Genomic DNA, 20,238 nt, shown 5'->3' with positions numbered 1-20,238 from the left:
CGCGACGCCCCGATACGCCAAACAGGAGAACGCACATGGCCGACGCCGCCCGATTCAACTGGGAAGACCCGCTGCTGCTCGATCATCAACTGACCGAAGAAGAGCGCATGGTGCGCGACGCGGCGCGCGCCTACGCGCAGGACAAGCTGCAACCGCGCGTCTTGCAGGCGTTCCGCGACGAGAAGACCGATCCGGCGATCTTCCGCGAGATGGGCGAACTCGGCCTGCTCGGGCCGACGATTCCCGAGCAATACGGCGGGCCGGGGCTGAACTACGTCAGCTACGGGCTGATCGCGCGTGAAGTGGAGCGCGTCGATTCGGGGTATCGCTCGATGATGTCGGTGCAGTCGTCGCTCGTCATGGTGCCGATTCACGCGTTCGGCAGCGATGCGCAGAAAGAAAAGTATCTGCCGAAGCTGGCGCGTGGCGAGTGGATCGGCTGCTTTGGCCTGACCGAGCCGAACGCGGGCTCCGACCCGGCGAGCATGACCACGCGCGCGAAGAAAGTGCAGAACGGTTATTCGCTGTCCGGCGCGAAGATGTGGATTTCGAACTCGCCGATCGCGGATGTCTTCGTGGTCTGGGCGAAACTGGAAGAAGACGGCCGCGACGACATTCGCGGCTTCATTCTCGAGAAAGGCTGGAAGGGCTTATCAGCGCCCGCGATTCACGGCAAGGTCGGGCTTCGTGCATCGATCACCGGCGAAATCGTCATGGCCGACGTTTTCGTTCCCGAAGAAAACCTGCTGCCTGACGTGCGCGGACTGAAGGGACCGTTCACGTGTCTCAATTCGGCGCGGTATGGCATCTCGTGGGGCGCGCTCGGCGCCGCCGAGGCATGCTGGCACACGGCGCGGCAATACACGCTCGACCGCAAGCAGTTCGGCCGTCCGCTTGCCGCAAACCAGCTGATCCAGAAGAAACTCGCCGATATGCAGACCGAAATCACCCTCGGACTGCAAGGCGTGCTGCGGCTCGGCCGCATGAAGGACGAAGGCACGGCGGCAGTCGAAATCACGTCCATCATGAAACGCAACTCGTGCGGCAAGGCGCTTGAAATCGCACGGCTAGCCCGCGATATGCTCGGCGGCAACGGCATCTCCGATGAATTCGGCGTCGCGCGGCATCTCGTCAATCTCGAAGTGGTGAATACGTACGAAGGCACGCATGATATCCACGCGCTTATCCTTGGCCGCGCGCAGACCGGCATTCAGGCGTTCTTCTGAGCCAGTGATCCTTTTGTAACTTTCGATAGGCGACTGAAACTTTTACGGGTCAGATCGTCTCAGTGTTGCAACAGTGTCGGACTTTCGACGAAGGCAGGCGCTGTTCACCGCGTTTGTTTCAATAAACGGGGCAGGAACGAAATCTGCATTCATCGGCGCTGTAACGAAGCCTCCTCGTCAGCGATGGCGTCTTTGGTTACGATCTCGTAGCCACAACGATTGGAGCCTTTAATGTCAGAAATCAATAAGGAGCAATTCATGTCGGACATCAAAAGCGTTCTCGCTGACGCCGAAGACCTTCTCAAGCAAGCCGCTGCCGCAACGGGCGAGCGCGCTTCCGAGCTGCGCGAGACCGCGATGACGCGTCTCAAGCAAGCCAAAGACAAGGCCGCCGATGCACAGGTCGTCGTGATCGAACGCGGCAAGAAAGCTGCGCGCGCCACTGACGATTACGTGCACGAGCATCCGTGGGCGTCCATCGGCATTGCGGCGGGCGTAGGCATGGTCATCGGTCTCCTTATCAATCGACGGTAAGCATTTGAGGCAGGCCACGTTCGATGTGCATCGCTCTTTCGAACGAATGGCCCGCCGTTTGCTAAAGGGGTAACCGACGCGATCCGGCCTGGCCAGGACGGATCGTTTCAGGCCGAACCGCGAACGCCCTGCCCGGGCACGCGGTCCGGCACTCGCGCCGGCCGGCTGCCTCGTGCACCGGCCGGGACCATGAAGGCCGCATCCACCGCGCCCCCGCACCCAAACCATGACGACAGAACGGCTACCGCGCGATTCCTCCCAAGGACCCTTGCGCCGCATCGTGAGCTCCGTTTTCGCGATCTTCGAAACGCGGCTCGAACTGATCGGCATCGAACTGCAAGAGGAGAAAGAACGGCTGATCGGCGTGCTCTTTCTCGGGCTTGCGGCGATGCTGCTGGCCATGATGGCGCTGATTTCCCTCACGGTGCTCATCGCCATATTCTTTTGGGACACCTATCGCTGGCAGGCGCTCGGCGGTATCACGTTGCTGTATGCGGTCATCGCGATCATCTGCGGGCTGAGCGCGCGCGGCAAGTTGCGCAGTGCGCCGCATCTGTTCGATGACACGCTCGATCAGTTCCGCAAGGATCGCGACGTTTTTGACTGAGCAGCACGGCGCACGAATCCCGTCCACGTTGAATCACACATGCCCGTTCGACCATGAGCCATAACGACGACACCTATAAGGCAGGGAAGCGCGAAGTGCAGCAACAGCTTCGCACGCCGCAAATGCGCACGCTGCGCAAGGAACTGCTGCTTGCTCGCGCGGATGTCGAGCGCATGGAGCTGCGGCAAGCGACGAACGATCTTCGCGAATCCGTCGCGCACCTGCCTCTCATCGGGCTGATGGTGACGGGCAGGCGTTCGGGGCGGCGGTCGGCCAGGCGCGGCGCGGCGGGCGGCGGCATCGGCAGCTTGCTTGGCTCGCTCAATGCGCTGATGAGCGGTCGTGGCCCGGCTGGCGGAAAGTTCGGGTTCCTGTTCAAACAGTATCCGATCGTCGGGTCGCTCGCTTCGCTCTTGCTGACCCGTCCCGTCCGCAAAACGGTGGTGCGTGGCGCGAAGCCTTTGCTCAAGTGGGGCGGGCTTGGGCTGGCCGCCTGGGAAGCATGGCGCATCTATCAGCAGATGAAGGCCACGAGCACGGAGGCGTCGACGAACGCGGTCGATCCGACCGTTTTCTAAGCGCGTCATCCCTTTCCCGTCCAGCATGCCGACGATTTCGCCGCATCGAGCGGGGCGGCCGTGTCCGCAAGCCGGTTCGACCGCAGCCCGGTTGCATCGATGATGAACACGCCGCATGCATCGTCCTGCAGACACCGGATGCGACGGGCGCGGCTTCGATCGTGTAGCCGCCGTTCGCCGCAGACTCTGGCAACAGCGCGAGCTTATAGACGGGCGTTCCGCTCGACGGCGCCTGATCCATACCCGCACTCAACGCAATGGAGTCGGTTCCGGTCTGTGCGAGCCGCGCTGTCTCGATGAACTGCACCGCTCGCTGAAGCGCCGCCGCCGCATCGAGCCGATGCGTTTTCGCGACGTGCGTCCGGTACGCCGGAAGCGCAAAGGTCGCGATGATCGCGGCCACGCCGAGCGCGATCATCAGTTCGAGCAAGCTGAAGCCGTCGTCTATCCGAAACCGGTTCTTCACTGCAAAGCCCTCAAAATGGCTTGGCGACGACACGCCGCCAATGTTGCGTGATGACGCCGTCCGCTGAATCGATCCGCATCTGTAGCCACGCTTCGGACTGCGGCTGCGCCCCGAAACCTCGCGCGGTGACGAGATACGACATTGCCGCCGATTGCCCCGAGCGCGACCACGCCTCGATCAGGCATTGCGGCGCGCGCATCGCATAAGGCCAGGTGACGAATGGCGCAACCGCCAACGCCGACGCCCCTTCGAACGACGCCCTGAGCCGCCAGCGAGCCGGCTCCTGATCTACCGCTCCAGTGGCAGGCAACGCCGCCGAAAGCATCCGGCTGCAACGCAGCAGCGCGCTGTCCGCCGCGTGGAAAGCCTGCATGCGTTCGCGCGCCGCTACCGTCGTCCGCGCCGCCACGAGCGATGCCTGCAGCCATGCGCTCGCTGTGACGAGCATCATCGCGGCAAGCAGCAACACGATCGGCAATACCGCGCCGCGAGACTTCGACCGGAGGTTCATGTTGAACCTCGATCGCTTGCCGCCGCCGCATTGCGTATTTCGACGCGCCGCGAGAATGCTTGCCGCATGCGGCCGTCGTCGGCAACGGCGGTTGCGCCGCTGCAATCGATATAGTTCGCCCGCGCTTTCGTCAGCGTCGCGAAGCCGCGCACGAGCACGCACAGATCGACGGCGTGGACGTCGGGCCAACGGTCGCGCGCAATAGCGGAGGCATCGACCGCGCTGGACGCGCCCGTCAGCCAATACTGAACTCTCAGGCGCTCGATGCCCTCGACCAGCGGTTGCGCCTGCTTGCCGCTTCCCTCGCAATACAGCTCCGGCTCGCCGGCCGATGTGCCCGATTTCGCATAGAAGCGATTGGTCACGTAGTCATCGGCGACGGACTGGCCGAGGCAGTTGGTCGGCGCGCCCGTCGCTGTGGGCCACGTCGATACCGCATCCGCCGCGTATCGGACCTGCACGCCATCGGACCGGCTCGCGAGCGATTCGCACGATGCCGCCGTATCCGCACCGATGACGCGGCCTTGCACGCAGCCGAACAGCGGCGCGTCGGCGTGGGTCGATGCGAAACCCGCCATCTGCACGTGCTGCGCAATCAGTTCGAGCGCGGCGACGGCGGCATCGTGCATGCGGGCGGCGTCGGCGGCACGCTCGAAAGCGCCACGCTGCGCGCGATACAGGGACAACGCCGCCGCCACGATCAACAGCCCGAGCGCGAGCGCAATCGCAAGTTCGAGCAGCGTGTGGCCGCGCGAGATGAAGAGCCGCGCTTTCATCGTGCGAACGCCACCACGATGCATGAAGTGCGCGGCCGGGCCTGCGGCTCGGGGCAAGGATCAGCGCGATCGTCCGCACGCCAGCTCACGGTGGCGACGCGCACGCCATCGGCACGGTCTTGCACGGAGATATCGGCATCGGGAAGCATCGCCGCCGCCCTCGCCTGCCACTGCGACACGACCGAGCCGCGATCCGCATCGCTGCGAATGCCTTCCACGACCGAATCCGCGATGAGCGCCGCACGCTCGCGGATCAGCGCATACCGCTCGCCACGCACAAGCACGCTTTGCAAGGCGACGAAGCCGAGCGCCGTCACCGCGGTAATCGACAGCGCGATCATGACTTCGAGGAGCGAATCGCCAGATTGAAGCGTCTTCATGCCGATGCTCCGCAACTGCCCGCCGTCATGCGTGGACGCCCGCCCGCCGCGAGCCGGATGCAGCGCCGCGCTGCCGCATTGGAAGCGGAATCCGCGCCGCGCGGGGCTAGGTCGAAGCTGCGAAAGCCGCCGATCACTTGCCCGGCGGGCGGCGTGAAAGAGAGATCGGTCGCGGCGCCCGCGATCGAGATCGACGATATCGCTGGTTCAGCGCGTAACAGCGCAGGCACGCCGTCGCGCTCGACGAACAAGGCCCAGCCGCACGACCAGTCCGTGATGCCGTTATCGCAGCTCTTTCCGGACGCAAGACAATGCCGCGCGCCGTCGATGCGACACAGCGTAATGCGCGCGCCCCCCGCAGGGATTCAGCGCGGGCGAGTGTCAGCGTCGAGAACAGCGAACGCGCGCGGGCATCGACCTGATCGCGCGTTTGCCAGGCAAGAAACGAGGGCGTTGCGAACGTCGCGAGGATCGCCATGACGGCAAGCACCACGCAGAGTTCGACGAGCGTGAAGCCCGCAATGGATGGTCGGTTCATCTGCATCCCTTATCGATCGAGTTGAACGAAGGTCGAATCTATCGGGATGCAAGACGCGCCGCCATTAGCCGAATGGCCTAGTGTTCACGCAATCGCGTCCTGTGCAGACTACGCGAGGACACGCAAAGGGCTTGGGGGAAGGATGAAACGAAGATCAGCGCTTGCGCGAGGCGGACTTTTTGGGCGCGGCGCGGCGGAATTCGTCGAGCACGTCTTCGAACTCGGAGACATCTTCGAAGCGCTTATAGACGGATGCGAAGCGCACGTACGCGATGGTATCGAGCTGGCGCAACTCGTTCATCACCAGTTCGCCGAGCCGCTCGCTTTGCACTTCGCGCTCGCCGCTGCCGAGCAACTGATATTCGATGCGCGCGACGGCGGCATCGATGGCGTCCGCCGCAACAGGACGCTTGCGCAACGCGAGCTTCATGCTCGCGACGATCTTGCGGCGGTCGAATTCGGTGCGGCTGCCGTCTTTCTTGACGACGGACGGCAGCGCCAGCTCGACGCGCTCATAGGTGGTGAAACGCTTGTCGCACGCGGGACAGCGCCGCCGCCGCCGAATGGCCGCGCCGTCCTCCGACACGCGAGAATCCACGACTTGAGTGTCTTCGTGTCGGCAGAACGGGCAGCGCATTGGCGGGAGTCTCGCGGATTAACGGTAGACCGGGAAGCGCTTGGTCAGCTCGGACACTTGCCCGCGCACGCGCTCGATCGTTGCCTGGTCTTCCGGGTTGTCGAGCACGTCCGCAATCAGATTGCCGACGATTTCCGCTTCCTTCGTGCCGAAGCCGCGCGTGGTCATCGCGGGCGAGCCCAGACGCACGCCGCTCGTGACGAACGGCTTTTCCGGATCGTTCGGAATCGCGTTCTTGTTGACCGTGATGTGCGCGTTGCCGAGCGCCGCTTCCGCTGCCTTGCCGGTGATCTTCTTCGCGCGAAGGTCGACGAGCATCACGTGGCTCTCGGTGCGGCCCGACACGATGCGCAAACCGCGCTTGACCAGCGTTTCAGCGAGCACGCGCGCGTTGTCGATCACGGCTTGCTGATACGACTTGAACTCCGGCGCGAGCGCTTCCTTGAACGCGACGGCCTTCGCCGCAATCACGTGCATCAACGGGCCGCCCTGAATCCCGGGGAAAATCGCCGAGTTGATCTGCTTCTCGAACTCCGCCTTCATCAGGATGACGCCGCCGCGCGGCCCGCGCAGGCTCTTGTGCGTGGTGGTCGTTACGAAGTCCGCATGCGGCACCGGGTTCGGATAAAGCCCGGCGGCGATGAGACCCGCGTAATGCGCCATATCGACCATGAAGTACGCGCCGACGCTCTTCGCGATCTGCGACAGACGCTCGAAGTCGATGCGCAGCGCAAACGCCGACGCGCCCGCGACGATCAGCTTCGGCTTGTGTTCCTTGGCGAGCGCTTCGGTCTTTTCGTAATCGATGTCTTCAGCTTCGTTCAGCCCGTAGCTCACGACGTTGAACCACTTGCCCGACATGTTGACCGGCGAGCCGTGCGTGAGGTGGCCGCCTTCGGCGAGGCTCATGCCCATGATCGTGTCGCCCGGCTTGAGCATCGCGAAGAACACGCCCTGGTTGGCCTGCGAGCCGGAGTTCGGCTGCACGTTCGCGGCTTCGGCGCCGAAGAGTTGCTTCACGCGATCGATTGCAAGCTGCTCGACGATATCCACGTACTCACAACCGCCGTAATAGCGCTTGCCGGGATAGCCTTCGGCGTACTTGTTCGTGAGTTGCGAACCCTGCGCGGCCATTACGGCGGGCGAAGTGTAGTTTTCCGACGCGATCAGTTCGATGTGATCTTCCTGACGGCGGTTTTCCTGCTCGATCGCCTTGAGCAATTCGGGATCGACCTTGGCAAGGGTACTTTCGGCTCTGTCGAACATACGTTTTCCGTGAAATCAGAACAGGTTGACTGGACCGCGCATGAAGGAGCGCCCTTCACGCGAACGCGGAAGACGCTGGACACCGGTTGTGCCATGACGCGACGGAAGGGGGAAGACTCCGGTTTCGCGGAACGGACAGCCTCCGGCAACGCAGCGACGGCGCGCGGATCTCAGCTGCCCAGGCGAACGGCAAAACGACGCTCCGCGCTTCCTAGTGGGTCGTTCCACCTTGAATCCGAAGATTCTATCGCCAGTCACGCGGGGTTTGAGCGTTGTAGTTTAATGGGCGGCCGGGCTTTAGGCAACCGGCCGCCGGGCCAATGGCCAAGCGGCTCCGGAGCCCTCCTGCCCGAGGCGAAAGCACGATCGTTCGCACCCGCGATTACTTGCCGCGCCGCATCAATGGAAGTACCCTTTGCGCCGTTGCCGGACGCGTGTCCCCACGCGGCCCGGTCCCGTCTATCGCTCCTATCGAACCGGAGTTCGACCATGATCGTCTTCGTCACCGGCGCGTCCGCCGGCTTCGGCGCTGCCATCGCGCGCGCATTCGTCAAAGGCGGCCATCGCGTGATCGCGGCGGCGCGGCGCAAAGAGCGGCTCGTTGCGTTGTCTGAGGAACTGGGCGATGCAGTGCTGCCCATCGAACTCGACGTGCGCGACGGCGACGCCGTCAAAAACGCCGTGGCGTCGCTGCCGGAGGCGTTCGCACGCATCGACGTGCTGGTGAACAACGCGGGCCTCGCGCTCGGTCTCGAGCCGGCGCAGCGTGCGAAGCTCGATGACTGGCAGAACATGATCGATACGAACTGCGCCGGCCTCGTCGCGGTCACGCACGCCGTCCTGCCGGGCATGGTCGAACGCAATCGCGGGCACGTGTTCAACATCGGATCGGTCGCGGCGACGTATCCGTATCCGGGCGGCAATGTCTATGGCGCGACCAAAGCGTTCGTGCGGCAGTTCAGCCTCAACCTGCGCGCCGACCTCGCCGGCACGGCGCTGCGCGTGACCGATATCGAGCCGGGCCTCTGCGGCGGCACCGAGTTCTCGAACGTGCGGTTCAAGGGCGACGACGATAAAGCGGCGGCCGTGTACAAGGACGTGCAACCGCTCACGGCCGAAGATATCGCGGACTCCATCTACTGGATCGCCACGCGCCCCGCTCACGTGAATATCAACGCAATCGAGCTGATGCCCGTCGCGCAAACGTTCGGACCGTTGCAAATTCACCGCGGCTGAAGCGCCACATTGCCTGATGATTTGGCGGGCGCGCAGCGGGTTCCGGTAAAATGCCGCCGATGAATATTTGTCACAAAGCAAGCCATACCGGGCCGATCCGCCCGGGCGCGAGCAGGATGGCGCAAAGGTGAGCGATCCGCTGTGAGCAATCCGTTGATTTTCGAATGGCCAATTCGCGTGTATTACGAGGACACCGACGCCGGCGGCATCGTGTTTTACGCGAACTACCTGAAGTTCTTTGAGCGGGCGCGCACGGAATGGCTGCGCGCGTGCGGAATCGACCAGCAGCGTCTCGCCGAATCGGATGGCGTCGTGTTCGTCGTGAAGCGGACGTCCGTCGATTATTCGGCACCCGCGCGTCTCGACGATGTGATCCGCGTGGCGAGCCGTATCGAGCGGCTCGGACGCGCATCGGTGGACTTTCATCAGGAAGCGTGGCGCGATGGCGTGCTGCTTGCGACCGGGGATATCCGCGTGGCTTCGGTGAATCGTGCGTCGATGCGGCCTGCCGGCATTCCCGAACCGGTGCTCGAAGGACTGAAACGCGGTCCCCACGCGAACACCGCGATCGCCGGACAGCCGTTGCCGCCCGAATGCGGATCGAGCCGTGTTTAGCCAGGTTAAGACATTCGAAAACGAGCCGGCCGCAATGCGGCTTCCGTTTCACTCACCTCGGAATTACGAAAGCGTGATGCGCTTCTGACCGGACGCGTTTTCCGGGACGCAACAGCAGACCTCTATGAACAATACACAAGACTTGTCGATCATTTCACTCGTCGTACACGCGAGCGTCCTCGCTCAAGCCGTGATGGCGTTGTTGCTGCTCTTATCGCTGCTTTCGTGGACTTTCATTTTCCGCAAATGGTTTGCCATTCGCCGGGCGCGCGCGCAAACCGAGCGCTTCGAACGCGATTTCTGGTCCGGCGGCGACCTTCAGGCGCTCTATCAAAGCGCGGCGAACAATCGCCACACCATCGGCGCGCTCGAGCGTATCTTTGAATCCGGCATGCGCGAGTTTCTGAAAGGCAAGGAACGCCGCATCACCGATCCGGGCGCGATCCTCGACGGCTCCCGCCGCGCGATGCGCGCCGCGTTCCAGCGCGAAATGGACGTGCTCGAAGCCAATCTCGCGTTTCTCGCGTCGGTCGGCTCGGTCAGCCCGTATATCGGTCTCTTCGGCACGGTGTGGGGCATCATGAATTCGTTCCGCGGTCTCGCCAACGTGCAGCAGGCGACACTCGCGAACGTCGCGCCGGGTATCGCCGAGGCGCTCGTCGCCACCGCGATCGGCCTGTTCGCCGCGATTCCGGCGGTCGTTGCGTACAACCGCTACGCGCATGACATCGATCGCCTCGCGATCCGCTTCGAGACCTTCATCGAAGAGTTCTCGAACATCTTGCAGCGCCAGGCGCACTAACAGGAGGCCGCAATGGCAGGCCCGATTCGTTCCAGCATGCGCGGCGGTTCACGCCGCGCGATGGCCGACATCAACGTCGTGCCATACATCGACGTGATGCTCGTGCTGCTCGTCATCTTCATGGTGACCGCGCCGCTCGTATCGCCGTCGATCATCAATCTGCCGACCGTCGGCAACGCGCAGCCGCAGGAGCAACAGCCGCCGCTCGTCATCAACATCAAGGCCGACGGCAGCATGAACATCCGCTACAAGGAAGAAGGCGGCGCAACGCAAGAGCAGAAGATGACGATGGCCGATCTGAACACCTTCGTGCTCAACCGGCAGGAGCTGCATCCGGATCAGCCGGTCGTGATCGCGGCTGACAAGACGGTGAGATACGAAGCCGTCATGAACGTCATGTCCGATATGAAGGCGCGCGGCGTGAAGCGCGTCGGATTGCTCGTCAAATCGCAATGATCGATCGTCGCACCAGTCCGCCTCAGCAGACGCGTCCACGTTCCGCGCGGCCGGTTCGCCCGCCTCGCGAGCGTGGCACGGGCAAGGCGTTCGCGCTCGCGGCGGTCATGCATTTGCTGCTCGGCTGGCTGCTTTATCACGGCATCAACTGGCAGAACAACACGCCGGCGGGTGCAGAAGCAGAAATTTGGACCGATATACCGGACATGTCCGCGCCGACGCCGCGCCCGGTTCCCCCGCCGCCTGCGCCTGCGCCTGCGCCGGTGAAGGTGCAGCCCGCGCCGCCGCCCGCGAAGGACGAGGACGCGGACATCGCGTTGCAGGAAAAGAAGCGCAAGCAGCAGGAAGCCGCCGCGCGTGACGCGCAGCTCGCCGAGCAACGCCGTCAGCAAGAGGCGCGCGACGAAGCCGAGGCCAAGCGTCAGCAGCAACTCGCCGCTCAGGCCGCCGCGGCCGCTGCCGCGCAGAAGGCGATGCAGGACAAGCAGAAGCAGATCGAGAAGCAGCGTCAGGCCGATCTTCAAAAGCAACAGCAACAGCAGCAACAGCAAAAGGCGAAGCAGGACAAGGAACGCCAGGACGAGGCCGAAGCGCAAAAGGCCGAGCAGTTGAAGGAACAGAAGGAAGCCAAAGAGGCGAAAGCAAAGGCCGACGCGCAAGCCAAGGCGAAGGCGGATGCCGAAGCCAAGGCAAAGGCCGCCGCGAAGGCAAAGGCCGATGCCGAAGCGAAAGCAAAGGTCGACCTGGAGCGCAAGGCTCGCCTCGCGCAGTTGCAAGCGCAGTTGGGCGGCGGTACGGGCACGAGCGGCGAAGGGCTCGCGAAGAGCGGCACCGGCCGCGGCGCAGGCGGCAACGCCACGTCGCCGGGCTATGCGGAGAAGGTGCAGCGGCGCGTGCGGCCGAACATCCGTTGGGGCGGCGAAACGGCTGGCCTCGAAACCGTGGTGGCAGTGCGCTGCTCACCGTCCGGCACCTTGCTTTCGGCTTCGATTACGCGCTCGAGCGGCAACGAGCAGTGGGACAACGCGGCGCTACGCGCGGTGCAGAGTTCGGACCCGATGCCGGTCGATATCGACGGCAAGGCGCCCGATCGTTTCACGATCACGCTGCGGCCGGCCGGAGGCTGATGACGGCCGCGAGCCGCGTCGCCACGTGGGAACGAATCGTGCAACCGGGGGTCTGTTCTGCATTCCCCAGACACTTGAAAACGCTTTTTTTCGGAACCTATACAGCATGAGTTTGATGACGAAGCTTGGCCTCAGAACGCTGGTCGCATCCTGCCTGATCGCAGCCGGCACTGCCGCACACGCCCAGTTGAACGTGCTCGTCACCGGCGTCGGTTCGACTCAGTTCCCGATCGCGACGGCCAATTTCGCCAACGAGGCGAACTCGCCGCAGCAAGTCAGCGCGATCATTCGTCAGGACCTGCAAAGAAGCGGCAAGTTCACGAACATCGACGCGGGCGGCACGCCGGTTTCGGAGAGCGACTCCGTCGATCTCGGCGCATGGAAAGCCAAGGGCGCGGACGCGTTCGTGTCCGGCAGCGTCACGCGTCTGTCGAACGGACAGTACGAAGTGCGCTTCCGTCTGTATGACACGGTCAAGCAGCAGAACCTCGGCGGCCTGTCGCTCGTCAGCGCGGAAAGCGGCCTGCGCATGAGCGCGCACAAGATCGCGGATTACATTTACGCCAAGTTGCTCGGCGGCCGCGGCGTATTCGCGACGCGTCTGTCGTACGTCATTCAGACGGGCGGACGTTACCAGTTGCAGATTTCTGACTCGGATGGCCAGGACGCGAAGATCGCCCTCTCCAGCCCCGAACCGATCATCTCGCCGGCGTGGTCGCCTGACGGCACGAAGGTCGCCTACGTATCGTTCGAGCGCAAGAAGCCGGTCGTCTACATCCACGATCTGCCGACGGGGCGTCGCGTGGTCGTATCGAATCAGAAGGGCAACAACAGTGCGCCGGCGTGGTCGCCGGATGGCCGCAAGCTCGCGGTCGCGCTGTCGCGCACGGGCAATACGCAGATTTTCGAAGTCAACGCAGACGGCTCGGGCCTGCGCCGTCTCACACAGGGCAGTTCCATCGATACCGAGCCGGCCTACTCGCCCGATGGCAGTTCCATCTATTTCACGAGCGACCGCGGCGGCCAACCGCAGGTCTACAAGATGCCGGCGGCGGGGGAAAACGCCGGCGCGGCCCAGCGAGTCACGTTTGCGGGAAGCTACAACACGAGCCCGCGCGTGAGTCCGGACGGCAAGCAACTCGCGTACATTTCGCGCACTGGCGGCGGCTTCAAGCTGTATTTGCAGGACCTCGCGTCCGGCACGGCGACGGGCCTCACCGACACGACGCATGACGAATCGCCGAGCTTCGCGGCGAATGGTCAGTACATCCTCTACGCCACCCAAGTGAACGGACGTGGCGTGTTGGCAGCCGTGTCGACCGATGGTCGCACGCGGCAAGTCTTGTCCGTACAGGGCGGTGCGGTGCGCGAGCCGTCCTGGGGTCCGTTCATGCAATAAGTCCTGCAACAACGTTTCACTTACAACGTTCAGCTACAACACAAGGAGAGGTACCATGATGTCGAAACTTCGTATCGGCCTGGCAGTTGCGATGGTCGGCGCATTGGCGGCGTGTCATTCGGGTGTAAAGCTCGATGAAGGCGCGAACAAGGGTGCGGGCACGGCGCAGCCGAACCCGCGTGACGTCCAGACGGTCAATGTCGACCCGCTGAACGATCCGAACAGCCCGCTCGCGAAGCGCAGCATCTATTTCGACTTCGACAGCTATGCCGTGAAGGACGACTATCAGCCGCTGCTGCAGCAACACTCGTCGTACTTGAAGGGCCATCCGGAGCGTCACGTCCTGATTCAGGGCAACACCGACGAACGCGGCACGAGCGAGTACAACCTCGCGCTGGGCCAGAAGCGTGCGGAAGCCGTGCGTCGCGCCATGTCGCTGATGGGCGTCGCGGATTCGCAAATGGAAGCCGTGAGCCTCGGCAAGGAAAAGCCGATGGCGACGGGCCACGACGAGTCGTCGTACGCACAGAACCGCCGTGCGGACCTCGTCTACCAGCAGTAATAGCAACACTCTCAGTCACGTAACCAGTCACGGGTGAGTCGCCCTATGTTGTATCGCTTTCCTTTGCTGCGGATGACCGCAGCCGCGTGCGTCGTCGGTGCGGTGATGGCGGGCGTGCCCGCGCACGCCGGTGTCTTCGACGACAACGAAGCGCGCAAGGCCGTGCTCGATCTGCGCACGAAGACCGATGGCCTCGGCAATCAGTTGTCGGCGGCGCAGCGCACGATCCTCGATCAGTCGAACCGTATCGATCAGTTGAATCAGCAGGTCGCCACGCTTCGCGGTCAGAACGAGGATCTGGCGAATCAGGTCGCGACGCTGCAGAAGCAGCAGAAGGACTATTACGCCGATCTCGATGCGCGCATGAAGAAATTCGAGCCGCAGCAGCAGACGGTCGACGGCGTGACCGGTTCGGTCGAGCCCGGCGAGACGGAAGCGTTCAACGCGGCGTCGACTCAGTTCCGTAACGGTGACTACAAGAGCGCCGCGGCGTCGTTCAAGACGTTCGTGTCGAAGTACCCGCAGAGCCCGTATCAGCCGACCGCGCAATATTGGCTGGGCAATGCGTTGTATGCGCAGCGCGACTACAAGGGATCGACCGCAATCTGGCAGAACCTGGTGAAGACGTATCCGACGCATCCGCGAGCGCCCGAAGCGCTGCTTGCGATCGCGAATAACCAGATCGAGCAGGGCCAGAAAGCGGCTGCGAAGCAGACGCTTCAACAGATCATCTCGCAGTATTCGGGCACCGAGGTCGCGCAGTCTGCGCAAACGAAGATGTCGCAAGTGAAGTAAGCGAAGCTTCGGCTTTCGCGCCTCTCGATGAGGACGCCCGCAGGCTTGCATGCCTCGGGCGATTCTCTTGTCGGGAATCGGCGAGATCGGTTGACAGCATCGGAAATCGCCGATTATAATTTCGCCTCTTTCGGGTCGTTAGCTCAGCTGGTAGAGCAGCGGACTTTTAATCCGTTGGTCACAGGTTCGAATCCCGTACGGCCTACCAAAGAATCAAAAAGGGCTACGCAATCGCGTAGCCCTTTTTCTTTTTTCGCGCCGTTCTGCGTTTCCCTGCCGCGCGAAACATAGTCCTCCGGACCATTCCCCTCCGGCATCGGGACACAATCTGTCCCTGTCCTTCCTATAATCGAGCCATGTCTTTTCCGCTCGATTCCCCATGACCTCCAGCCTCGACGAAGCCATTCTCCGCGTGCTGCCGACCGAGCGCGACGCCGTCGCCTGGCTGTCGACGCCCGAAGTGCGCAGGCGGCTCGAGGAGCGCGGGCATCGCGTCGGATACACGAAGAAAGTGCAGCGCCATCTCACTGCGCTCGAAGCCGAATCGCGCGTCATTTCGACGATCAACGGCCGCGAACTGCTCTGGCAGCGCAAGCCTTGGCTGCATGGCCTGCAGGAAGGCGTCGGGCTGATGAGCGCGTCGGAAGCCGTCGCGTTCCACATCCTTCAGCGCTTCGCCGGCAACAAGCTGCCGAACGCAGTGACCAAGGACATCGACCCGCTCTTTCAGGCGGCCGAAGCGCGGCTGTCGCAGGAGAAGGCGGATAGCCGCATCTATCGCGCGTGGGCGGACAAGATCGATTCCGTCGATGGCGCCTTCACGCTGATTCGCCCGAAGCTGCGTCCGGACATCTTCAACATCGTCGCCACCGCGACGTTCTTCGAGCGCGAACTGCTCGTGCAGTATCGTCCTGCCTACAAGGGCGAAGGAAGCGCCGATCAGAAGACGAGGCGGCTCTGGCCGCTCGCGCTCGTCGAATCGGCGGGCGTCATGTACATGGTCGCGCAGGACCCGGGCCGCGCCCCGCGCATCGAACACGGCGAAAAGGAAGCGGCGCGCGCGCTGTATCGGCTGGACCGCATTCGTTCGGTGACGGAGTCCGGCGAGCCGTTCACGTATCCCGAAGACTTCAAGCTACGCAAGTACATCGAAACGCAGCAGGCGTTCGACTTCCTGCCCGAGCCGCCCGTGCGCCTGGAACTGGCATTCGAAGGAAGCGCGGGCAATCAGTTGCGCGAATCGCCGATGTCGAAGGATCAGCAAATCGACACGCTGCCCGATGGCCGCATGAAAGTGACCGGCACGGTAACGCCCAGCCTCAAGCTGCGATGGTGGCTGCGCGCGCTCGGCGCGGGCGTCGAAATTCTCGCGCCCCGCTCGCTGCGCGACGAGTTCGCCGACGATTATTCGAAGCTCGCGAAGCGCTATGCCGCGCACGAGGACGCCCGCGCATGAGCGACGAAACGCCGACGAGCATCCTTCAAGCCGCAGCGTGGCTGCGCGACGCCGATGGCCTGCTCATCACCGCCGGCGCGGGCATGGGCGTCGATTCGGGCCTGCCGGATTTTCGCGGGCCTGAAGGCTTCTGGCGCGCTTACCCGGCGTTGCGGAATCATGGCTTCTCGTTCGAGGAGATGGCCAATCCGGCGGGTTTCACGCGGCATCCGCGGCTCGCGTGGGGCTTCTACGGGCATCGCCTGGCGCTGTATCGTGCGACGCAGCCGCATGACGGCTTTCGCCTGCTTCATCGTTGGGCCGCGCGGATGCCTCATGGCGCATTCGTCTTTACGAGCAACGTCGATGGCCAGTTCCAGCGCGCAAGCTTCGAGCCCGAGCGCGTCGCGGAATGCCACGGCTCGATTCACGCGATGCAATGCATCGAGCCCTGCACCGGCGATATCTGGCCCGCCGACGGCTTCGATCCGGTCGTCGACGAAACGCGCTGCGAACTCGTCAGCGCGCTGCCGATGTGTCCGCGTTGCGGGCGCATCGCGCGTCCGAATATCCTCATGTTCGGCGACTGGAACTGGCTCGACACGCACGCCGCGCGTCAGGAGCGCAGGCTCGCCGCGTGGCTTCAGGGCGTCGAGCGGCTGGTGGTCGTGGAGATGGGCGCGGGCCGCGCGCTGCCGACCGTCAGACGGTTCAGCGAGCGACACGGCCCGCGCGTGATCCGCATCAATCCGCGCGAGCATGGGATTGCGCCGGGCGTGGGCGTCGGCATTGCGGGCGGCGCGAAGGAGACACTGCCGCGTCTCGATCAGCTCATGTAGCGCACGTTGACCTGCGGCCCGAACACGTCGCGCACCATGCCGACGAGATGATCGTGGTGGCTCAGGAAAATCACCTGCGTGCGCTTCGCGAGATGCGCGAGCACGCGCAGGCCGGCGCGGGCGCGGGCATCGTCGAAATTGATGAAGAGATCGTCCGCGACGAACGGCAGCGCCGATGCCTTCTCGCCGTGCTCTTCCAGCGCCGCGAGGCGCAGCGCGAGATACAACTGGTCGCGCGTGCCCTCGCTCATGCCGCCGATCTCCACATGCTCGCCGCTCGCCGCGCGCACGGCGGCCAGCGCCATCGGCTGGCGATCGTAATCGACGACGAGCCGCGAGAACGTGCCCAGCGTCAGCTCGCAGAAAATGGCGCTCGCACGCGAAAGCATCGGGCCCTGGCGCCGTTCGCGATATCGGTCGATGGCCCATTTCAGCAACGTCGATGCCGTTTCGACCTTCACGAAGCGTTCCGCTGCATCGGCCATCGCGGACAAGGCTTCCTGACGCTTCGCCTCCGCGCGTGCGGCGTTGGCTTCGCCGGAAATGGCGGCAAGTTCGCGGTTCGCGGCGGCAAGTTCGGCGGCGAGTTCCGTCGACGCGTGCACCGACTCGTTCAGCGCCCCGCCGATCAATGAAAGCTCCGCCTCCACGCTGGTGATGTCCGCGCCCTCCACGTCTGCGATGAGCGCATCGAGCGTCAGCCCGTCGCCGCCTTTGATGAACGCATCGCGCGCGTCGTTGACGGCTGCGATCAGTTCGCGCTTGCGCGTCGACTTCGCGATGCGCGCCGCGAGTTGATCCGGCGTGTCGACGCCCGCGAGTTCGTAGAGCGGTCGAAGGCTCGCGCGCGCGTCCTCGACAGCGGCTTTCGCCGCGCTCATGTGCCCGTTCGCCGCCGCGAGTGCCTTCGTGAGACGCTCGGCTTCAGCGCGCGCCCCGCACGCGCTTTCGAGGCGCGTCGATAATTCGAGCGAAACCCCGTTTGCTTCGAGCGCGGCGAGTTCGCTATCGACCAGCCCCGCCAGCCGCGCCGCATTCGAGGCCAACGCCGCGAGCGACGCGCGCATCACGTCGATCTGGCCGCTGCGGATCGCATCCACCTGCACGAGCTGCTCGCCGATTCTCTTCACGATGCCGATGGCCGTCTCCGCCGCCGACTGCGAATCCGCTGCAACCGCGACGCCCGCCTTTTCGACTGCGGCTGCCCACTCGCCTTGCCAGCGCGCGAACGCTTCGTTCGCGGCCTTCGCCGTGGCTTGCCGCGCGACGCTTTCGGCGCGTGCCGTGTCCAGTTGCGCGCTGACATGACGACGCGTGAGCATCGCCGCATCGATTTCGCCGATGTGCGTTTCCGCGATGTCGCATAGCGTGTAGAGACGCGCGGACGTATCGACGGCGACGCCCGCATCGGCCAGATGGCGCGCAAGGTCGTCGCGGTGCGCGGCGGCATCGGCGGATTCGCGGGCAAGCTCGGCGCTGTGCTTGTCCAGCGTTTGCGATGCCGCGAGCGCCTGTTCGCGGCGCGCGAGCCACGATGGAACGTCGTCGAGCGCCATGTCCGCAATCTGCGACTGCGCGGCGAGCGCGCGCCACGATGCGTCGAAGTTTTCCAGCGCAGCCGTTGCGTCGCGTTCCGCTTGCCGGCGGCGCTCGACGGTCTGCTCGTCCGCCGCTACGCGGCGCTTCAACGCGGCAAGCTGCGTCGACTGTCCGACGGAGCCGAGCTGACGGTCGGCGAACTCGTCCGCCGCGCGCATCGTGGTTTCGAAAGGCGTCGCGCCGGTCGAGAGCGTCACTTTGCCCGAACGGATCGCTTGCCATGCCGCGTCGCGCGCATTACGCGCATCGCGCACTTCATCGCCGGTCACGACCCGATGCGTCTCCACGAAGTCGCCGAGTTCGGTTCGCGTGGCGTCGAGCGCGTCTTGCGCTTCCTTCAGGCGATCGACGGCCAACGCGACGCGCGACGCCAGCGCCTGCCGCTCGTCGCGCATCGACGCGATGCGTTCGACTGCCGGCAAGGTCATCGCCCGCAATTCGGCGAGCGGGCGCGTCCACTTGCCGAGCGATGCGAGCCCCGCTTGCAGCGCGTATTCGGCCTCGCGGCGGGCATCGTCGAGACGGCGCTGCGTCGCGTCGGTATCGCGAACCTTTTGCGCCGCACGCACGGCCGCACGCAAGCCGGGCGCGACGTCGGCGCTCGCGATGGCGGCGAGGCGTGCTTCGAGCGCAGCGATTTCCGCGATGCCCTCCTCCACCGCCTGCTGCGCATGGCGCGCGGCGAGTTCGAGTTCACCGCGTTCGAGCATGAGACTGGACACGGTCTGCAACGCGAGCGGCCCCGGCAGCGATCGGCGCGCGCCGGCTTCGTCCTGCGGCCAGCCGAGTTGCGCGCAGTCCTGCGCGATCTGCCGCAGACGCGCAGCGACGTCCTGCTCGAGCCGCGTGATTTCGTCGGCGTGATTCGCGCACTGGTGCCGCGTCGCTTCGAGCGCGCGAATGTCCGCTTCGACTGCGAGCAGCGTCTGGTCGATGCGAATCTCGCCCAGTTCCTTCTTCAGTTGCTCGACGTCGTTCGCGTGCAGATCGAGCGCGGTTTGCGCCGAGGCAAGCCGTGTCAGCGCGTTCTGCAGCGTGGCTTCGGCGTTGGCGGGGAGGTCGGCGGTATCGTCGAGTTCGTTCAGTTCCGCCGATTTCTCGCGCCAGACATTCAGATACGGCGCGACGCGCCGGATGCGTTCGAACCGCGCCCGCTTCGCTTCCAGTTCCGCGCGACGCGCTTCCTGCTCGCGGCTGCGCTCCTGCACGTCCTCGACCGCGCCGTGTGCGCGACGCCACTGCGCAGTGCGCACGCTCGCGGTCTTGAGTTCGGCGGTGGCCTCTTCGTATTGCTTCAAGCCGATGTAGTACGTGCGCCCGCTCGCCCGATGTTTCGTCCAGATTTCCTTCGCTTCGTCGGCAAGACGCTGGCGCACCTCGCCGAGGCTCGCAATACCCGCAGCCGATTGAAACAGCACCTGCCCGACATCGCTCGATGCATCGAGAATGCTCTTGCTTCCCTGAATCAACGTCTCGTGATCGAGGCAATACATCTGCTCGAAGAAGCTCTTGTCAGCGGTGCCGAGGAACGGTGCGAGCGCGTCGGCGGTGAGCGCGTCGCCATTGGGCGTGACGAGCGGCGACTTGCGGCTCTTCGTGCGATGGAACGCGATGCCCGCGCCGTCCTTCTGCAGCTTGCCGCCCACCCGCAGATCGCTCTGCGGATGCCGGAACGCGAGCGGCGAGCTATGCGGCATGCCGAATAACAGTTCCGAAATGGCGGTCTTGATCGTCGATTTACCGGCTTCGTTGGGGCCGACGACAAAGTGAAAGTCCTGTTCCGCCGATGGAAACTCGACGGCATGATCGGTGAATTTGCCGTAGCGGATGAGATCGAGCTGACTGATCCGCATG

General features: G+C 64.3%; 20 protein-coding genes, 1 tRNA gene, 2 pseudogenes and 1 riboswitch. Of the genes and pseudogenes, 15 read left to right on the top strand and 8 right to left on the bottom strand.

Features of this window, described 5'->3' with window-relative positions; translation table 11 throughout:
• Window positions 1-35 precede the first annotated feature (35 nt).
• From LDZ21_RS02810 to LDZ21_RS02795, 4 genes are all read left to right on the top strand, one after another.
• Complete coding sequence (locus tag LDZ21_RS02810) at window positions 36-1,226, top strand: acyl-CoA dehydrogenase (RefSeq protein ID WP_244794129.1); 1,191 nt, start codon at window positions 36-38, stop codon at window positions 1,224-1,226.
• Window positions 1,227-1,457: 231 nt separating this feature from the next.
• Window positions 1,458-1,760, top strand: a complete 303-nt coding sequence (locus tag LDZ21_RS02805) for an ElaB/YgaM/YqjD family protein (RefSeq protein ID WP_244794127.1) — start codon at window positions 1,458-1,460, stop codon at window positions 1,758-1,760.
• 226 nt (window positions 1,761-1,986) lie between these two features.
• A complete protein-coding gene (locus LDZ21_RS02800; protein ID WP_244794125.1) occupies window positions 1,987-2,367 on the top strand; it encodes a phage holin family protein in 381 nt (126 codons plus the stop codon).
• 53 nt (window positions 2,368-2,420) lie between these two features.
• Window positions 2,421-2,945 (top strand): DUF3318 domain-containing protein, encoded by a 525-nt coding sequence (locus LDZ21_RS02795; RefSeq protein WP_244794122.1) that lies wholly within the window; start codon window positions 2,421-2,423, stop codon window positions 2,943-2,945.
• 5 nt (window positions 2,946-2,950) lie between these two features.
• Here the strand turns inward: LDZ21_RS02795 and LDZ21_RS02790 are convergent.
• The 7 genes and pseudogenes from LDZ21_RS02790 to glyA all read right to left on the bottom strand — a co-directional run bounded on the left by LDZ21_RS02790 (window position 2,951) and on the right by glyA (window position 7,519).
• Window positions 2,951-3,363: pseudogene (locus LDZ21_RS02790) on the bottom strand (type IV pilin protein).
• Window positions 3,364-3,421: 58 nt separating this feature from the next.
• Window positions 3,422-3,922 carry a pilus assembly PilX family protein gene (locus LDZ21_RS02785; RefSeq protein ID WP_244794120.1) on the bottom strand — a complete coding sequence of 167 codons (501 nt, stop codon included), beginning with the start codon at window positions 3,920-3,922 and terminating at the stop codon, window positions 3,422-3,424.
• Window positions 3,919-4,698, bottom strand: a complete 780-nt coding sequence (locus LDZ21_RS02780) for a PilW family protein (protein WP_244794118.1) — start codon at window positions 4,696-4,698, stop codon at window positions 3,919-3,921. Before LDZ21_RS02780 ends, LDZ21_RS02785 begins: the two co-directional genes overlap by 4 nt.
• Window positions 4,695-5,078 (bottom strand): type IV pilus modification PilV family protein, encoded by a 384-nt coding sequence (locus LDZ21_RS02775; RefSeq protein WP_244794116.1) that lies wholly within the window; start codon window positions 5,076-5,078, stop codon window positions 4,695-4,697. Before LDZ21_RS02775 ends, LDZ21_RS02780 begins: the two co-directional genes overlap by 4 nt.
• Window positions 5,075-5,622: pseudogene (locus LDZ21_RS02770) on the bottom strand (GspH/FimT family pseudopilin). The gene LDZ21_RS02775 and the pseudogene LDZ21_RS02770 overlap by 4 nt, the downstream one beginning before the upstream one ends.
• Before the next feature lie 148 nt (window positions 5,623-5,770).
• Window positions 5,771-6,253 (bottom strand): transcriptional regulator NrdR, encoded by a 483-nt coding sequence (nrdR, locus tag LDZ21_RS02765; protein ID WP_035967852.1) that lies wholly within the window; start codon window positions 6,251-6,253, stop codon window positions 5,771-5,773.
• Between the two features lie 18 nt (window positions 6,254-6,271).
• On the bottom strand, window positions 6,272-7,519 hold the full coding sequence (gene glyA / locus LDZ21_RS02760) for a serine hydroxymethyltransferase (protein ID WP_244794114.1): 1,248 nt from the start codon (window positions 7,517-7,519) through the stop codon (window positions 6,272-6,274).
• Window positions 7,520-7,688: 169 nt separating this feature from the next.
• Window positions 7,689-7,787: riboswitch (ZMP/ZTP riboswitch) on the bottom strand.
• Window positions 7,788-8,008: 221 nt separating this feature from the next.
• On the opposite strand from glyA, the gene LDZ21_RS02755 reads away from it, so the two are divergent.
• The 11 genes from LDZ21_RS02755 to LDZ21_RS02705 all read left to right on the top strand — a co-directional run bounded on the left by LDZ21_RS02755 (window position 8,009) and on the right by LDZ21_RS02705 (window position 16,785).
• Window positions 8,009-8,755 (top strand): SDR family NAD(P)-dependent oxidoreductase, encoded by a 747-nt coding sequence (locus LDZ21_RS02755; protein WP_244794113.1) that lies wholly within the window; start codon window positions 8,009-8,011, stop codon window positions 8,753-8,755.
• A gap of 141 nt (window positions 8,756-8,896) precedes the next feature.
• Entirely contained in the window at window positions 8,897-9,370 is a 474-nt protein-coding gene (gene ybgC / locus LDZ21_RS02750) for a tol-pal system-associated acyl-CoA thioesterase (RefSeq protein ID WP_244794111.1), read from the top strand.
• 124 nt (window positions 9,371-9,494) lie between these two features.
• The gene (tolQ, locus tag LDZ21_RS02745) at window positions 9,495-10,172 is read left to right on the top strand and encodes a protein TolQ (protein WP_035969977.1); all 678 of its coding nucleotides are present in this window, start codon (window positions 9,495-9,497) and stop codon (window positions 10,170-10,172) included.
• Between the two features lie 12 nt (window positions 10,173-10,184).
• Window positions 10,185-10,628, top strand: coding sequence for a protein TolR (gene tolR, locus LDZ21_RS02740; RefSeq protein ID WP_035969978.1), 444 nt, complete (start codon window positions 10,185-10,187; stop codon window positions 10,626-10,628).
• A complete protein-coding gene (gene tolA, locus LDZ21_RS02735) occupies window positions 10,625-11,755 on the top strand; it encodes a cell envelope integrity protein TolA (RefSeq protein WP_244794109.1) in 1,131 nt (376 codons plus the stop codon). The genes tolR and tolA overlap by 4 nt, the downstream gene beginning before the upstream one ends.
• Window positions 11,756-11,861: 106 nt before the next feature.
• Window positions 11,862-13,154 carry a Tol-Pal system beta propeller repeat protein TolB gene (tolB, locus tag LDZ21_RS02730; protein ID WP_035969980.1) on the top strand — a complete coding sequence of 431 codons (1,293 nt, stop codon included), beginning with the start codon at window positions 11,862-11,864 and terminating at the stop codon, window positions 13,152-13,154.
• Window positions 13,155-13,209: 55 nt separating this feature from the next.
• Window positions 13,210-13,716 (top strand): peptidoglycan-associated lipoprotein Pal, encoded by a 507-nt coding sequence (gene pal, locus LDZ21_RS02725; RefSeq protein WP_035969982.1) that lies wholly within the window; start codon window positions 13,210-13,212, stop codon window positions 13,714-13,716.
• Between the two features lie 45 nt (window positions 13,717-13,761).
• Window positions 13,762-14,511 carry a tol-pal system protein YbgF gene (ybgF, locus tag LDZ21_RS02720; RefSeq protein WP_035969984.1) on the top strand — a complete coding sequence of 250 codons (750 nt, stop codon included), beginning with the start codon at window positions 13,762-13,764 and terminating at the stop codon, window positions 14,509-14,511.
• 132 nt (window positions 14,512-14,643) lie between these two features.
• Window positions 14,644-14,719: transfer RNA gene (locus tag LDZ21_RS02715), tRNA-Lys, on the top strand.
• A 171-nt stretch (window positions 14,720-14,890) separates the two neighbouring features.
• The gene (locus LDZ21_RS02710; RefSeq protein ID WP_244794107.1) at window positions 14,891-15,967 is read left to right on the top strand and encodes a helix-turn-helix transcriptional regulator; all 1,077 of its coding nucleotides are present in this window, start codon (window positions 14,891-14,893) and stop codon (window positions 15,965-15,967) included.
• A complete protein-coding gene (locus LDZ21_RS02705) occupies window positions 15,964-16,785 on the top strand; it encodes an SIR2 family NAD-dependent protein deacylase (RefSeq protein WP_244794106.1) in 822 nt (273 codons plus the stop codon). Before LDZ21_RS02710 ends, LDZ21_RS02705 begins: the two co-directional genes overlap by 4 nt.
• On the opposite strand, the gene LDZ21_RS02700 is transcribed toward LDZ21_RS02705, so the two are convergent.
• The gene (locus LDZ21_RS02700) at window positions 16,773-20,237 is read right to left on the bottom strand and encodes a YhaN family protein (protein WP_244794104.1); all 3,465 of its coding nucleotides are present in this window, start codon (window positions 20,235-20,237) and stop codon (window positions 16,773-16,775) included. The two genes, LDZ21_RS02705 and LDZ21_RS02700, sit on opposite strands and share 13 nt — an antisense overlap.
• Window position 20,238 lies beyond the last annotated feature (1 nt).

The sequence above is a fragment of the Caballeronia grimmiae genome (genome assembly GCF_022879615.1).
In the GTDB taxonomy this organism is placed as follows: Bacteria; Pseudomonadota; Gammaproteobacteria; order Burkholderiales; family Burkholderiaceae; genus Caballeronia; species Caballeronia grimmiae.
The sequence above is the reverse complement of the archived record's forward strand: the minus strand, read 5'-3'. Positions and strand labels throughout refer to the sequence as shown.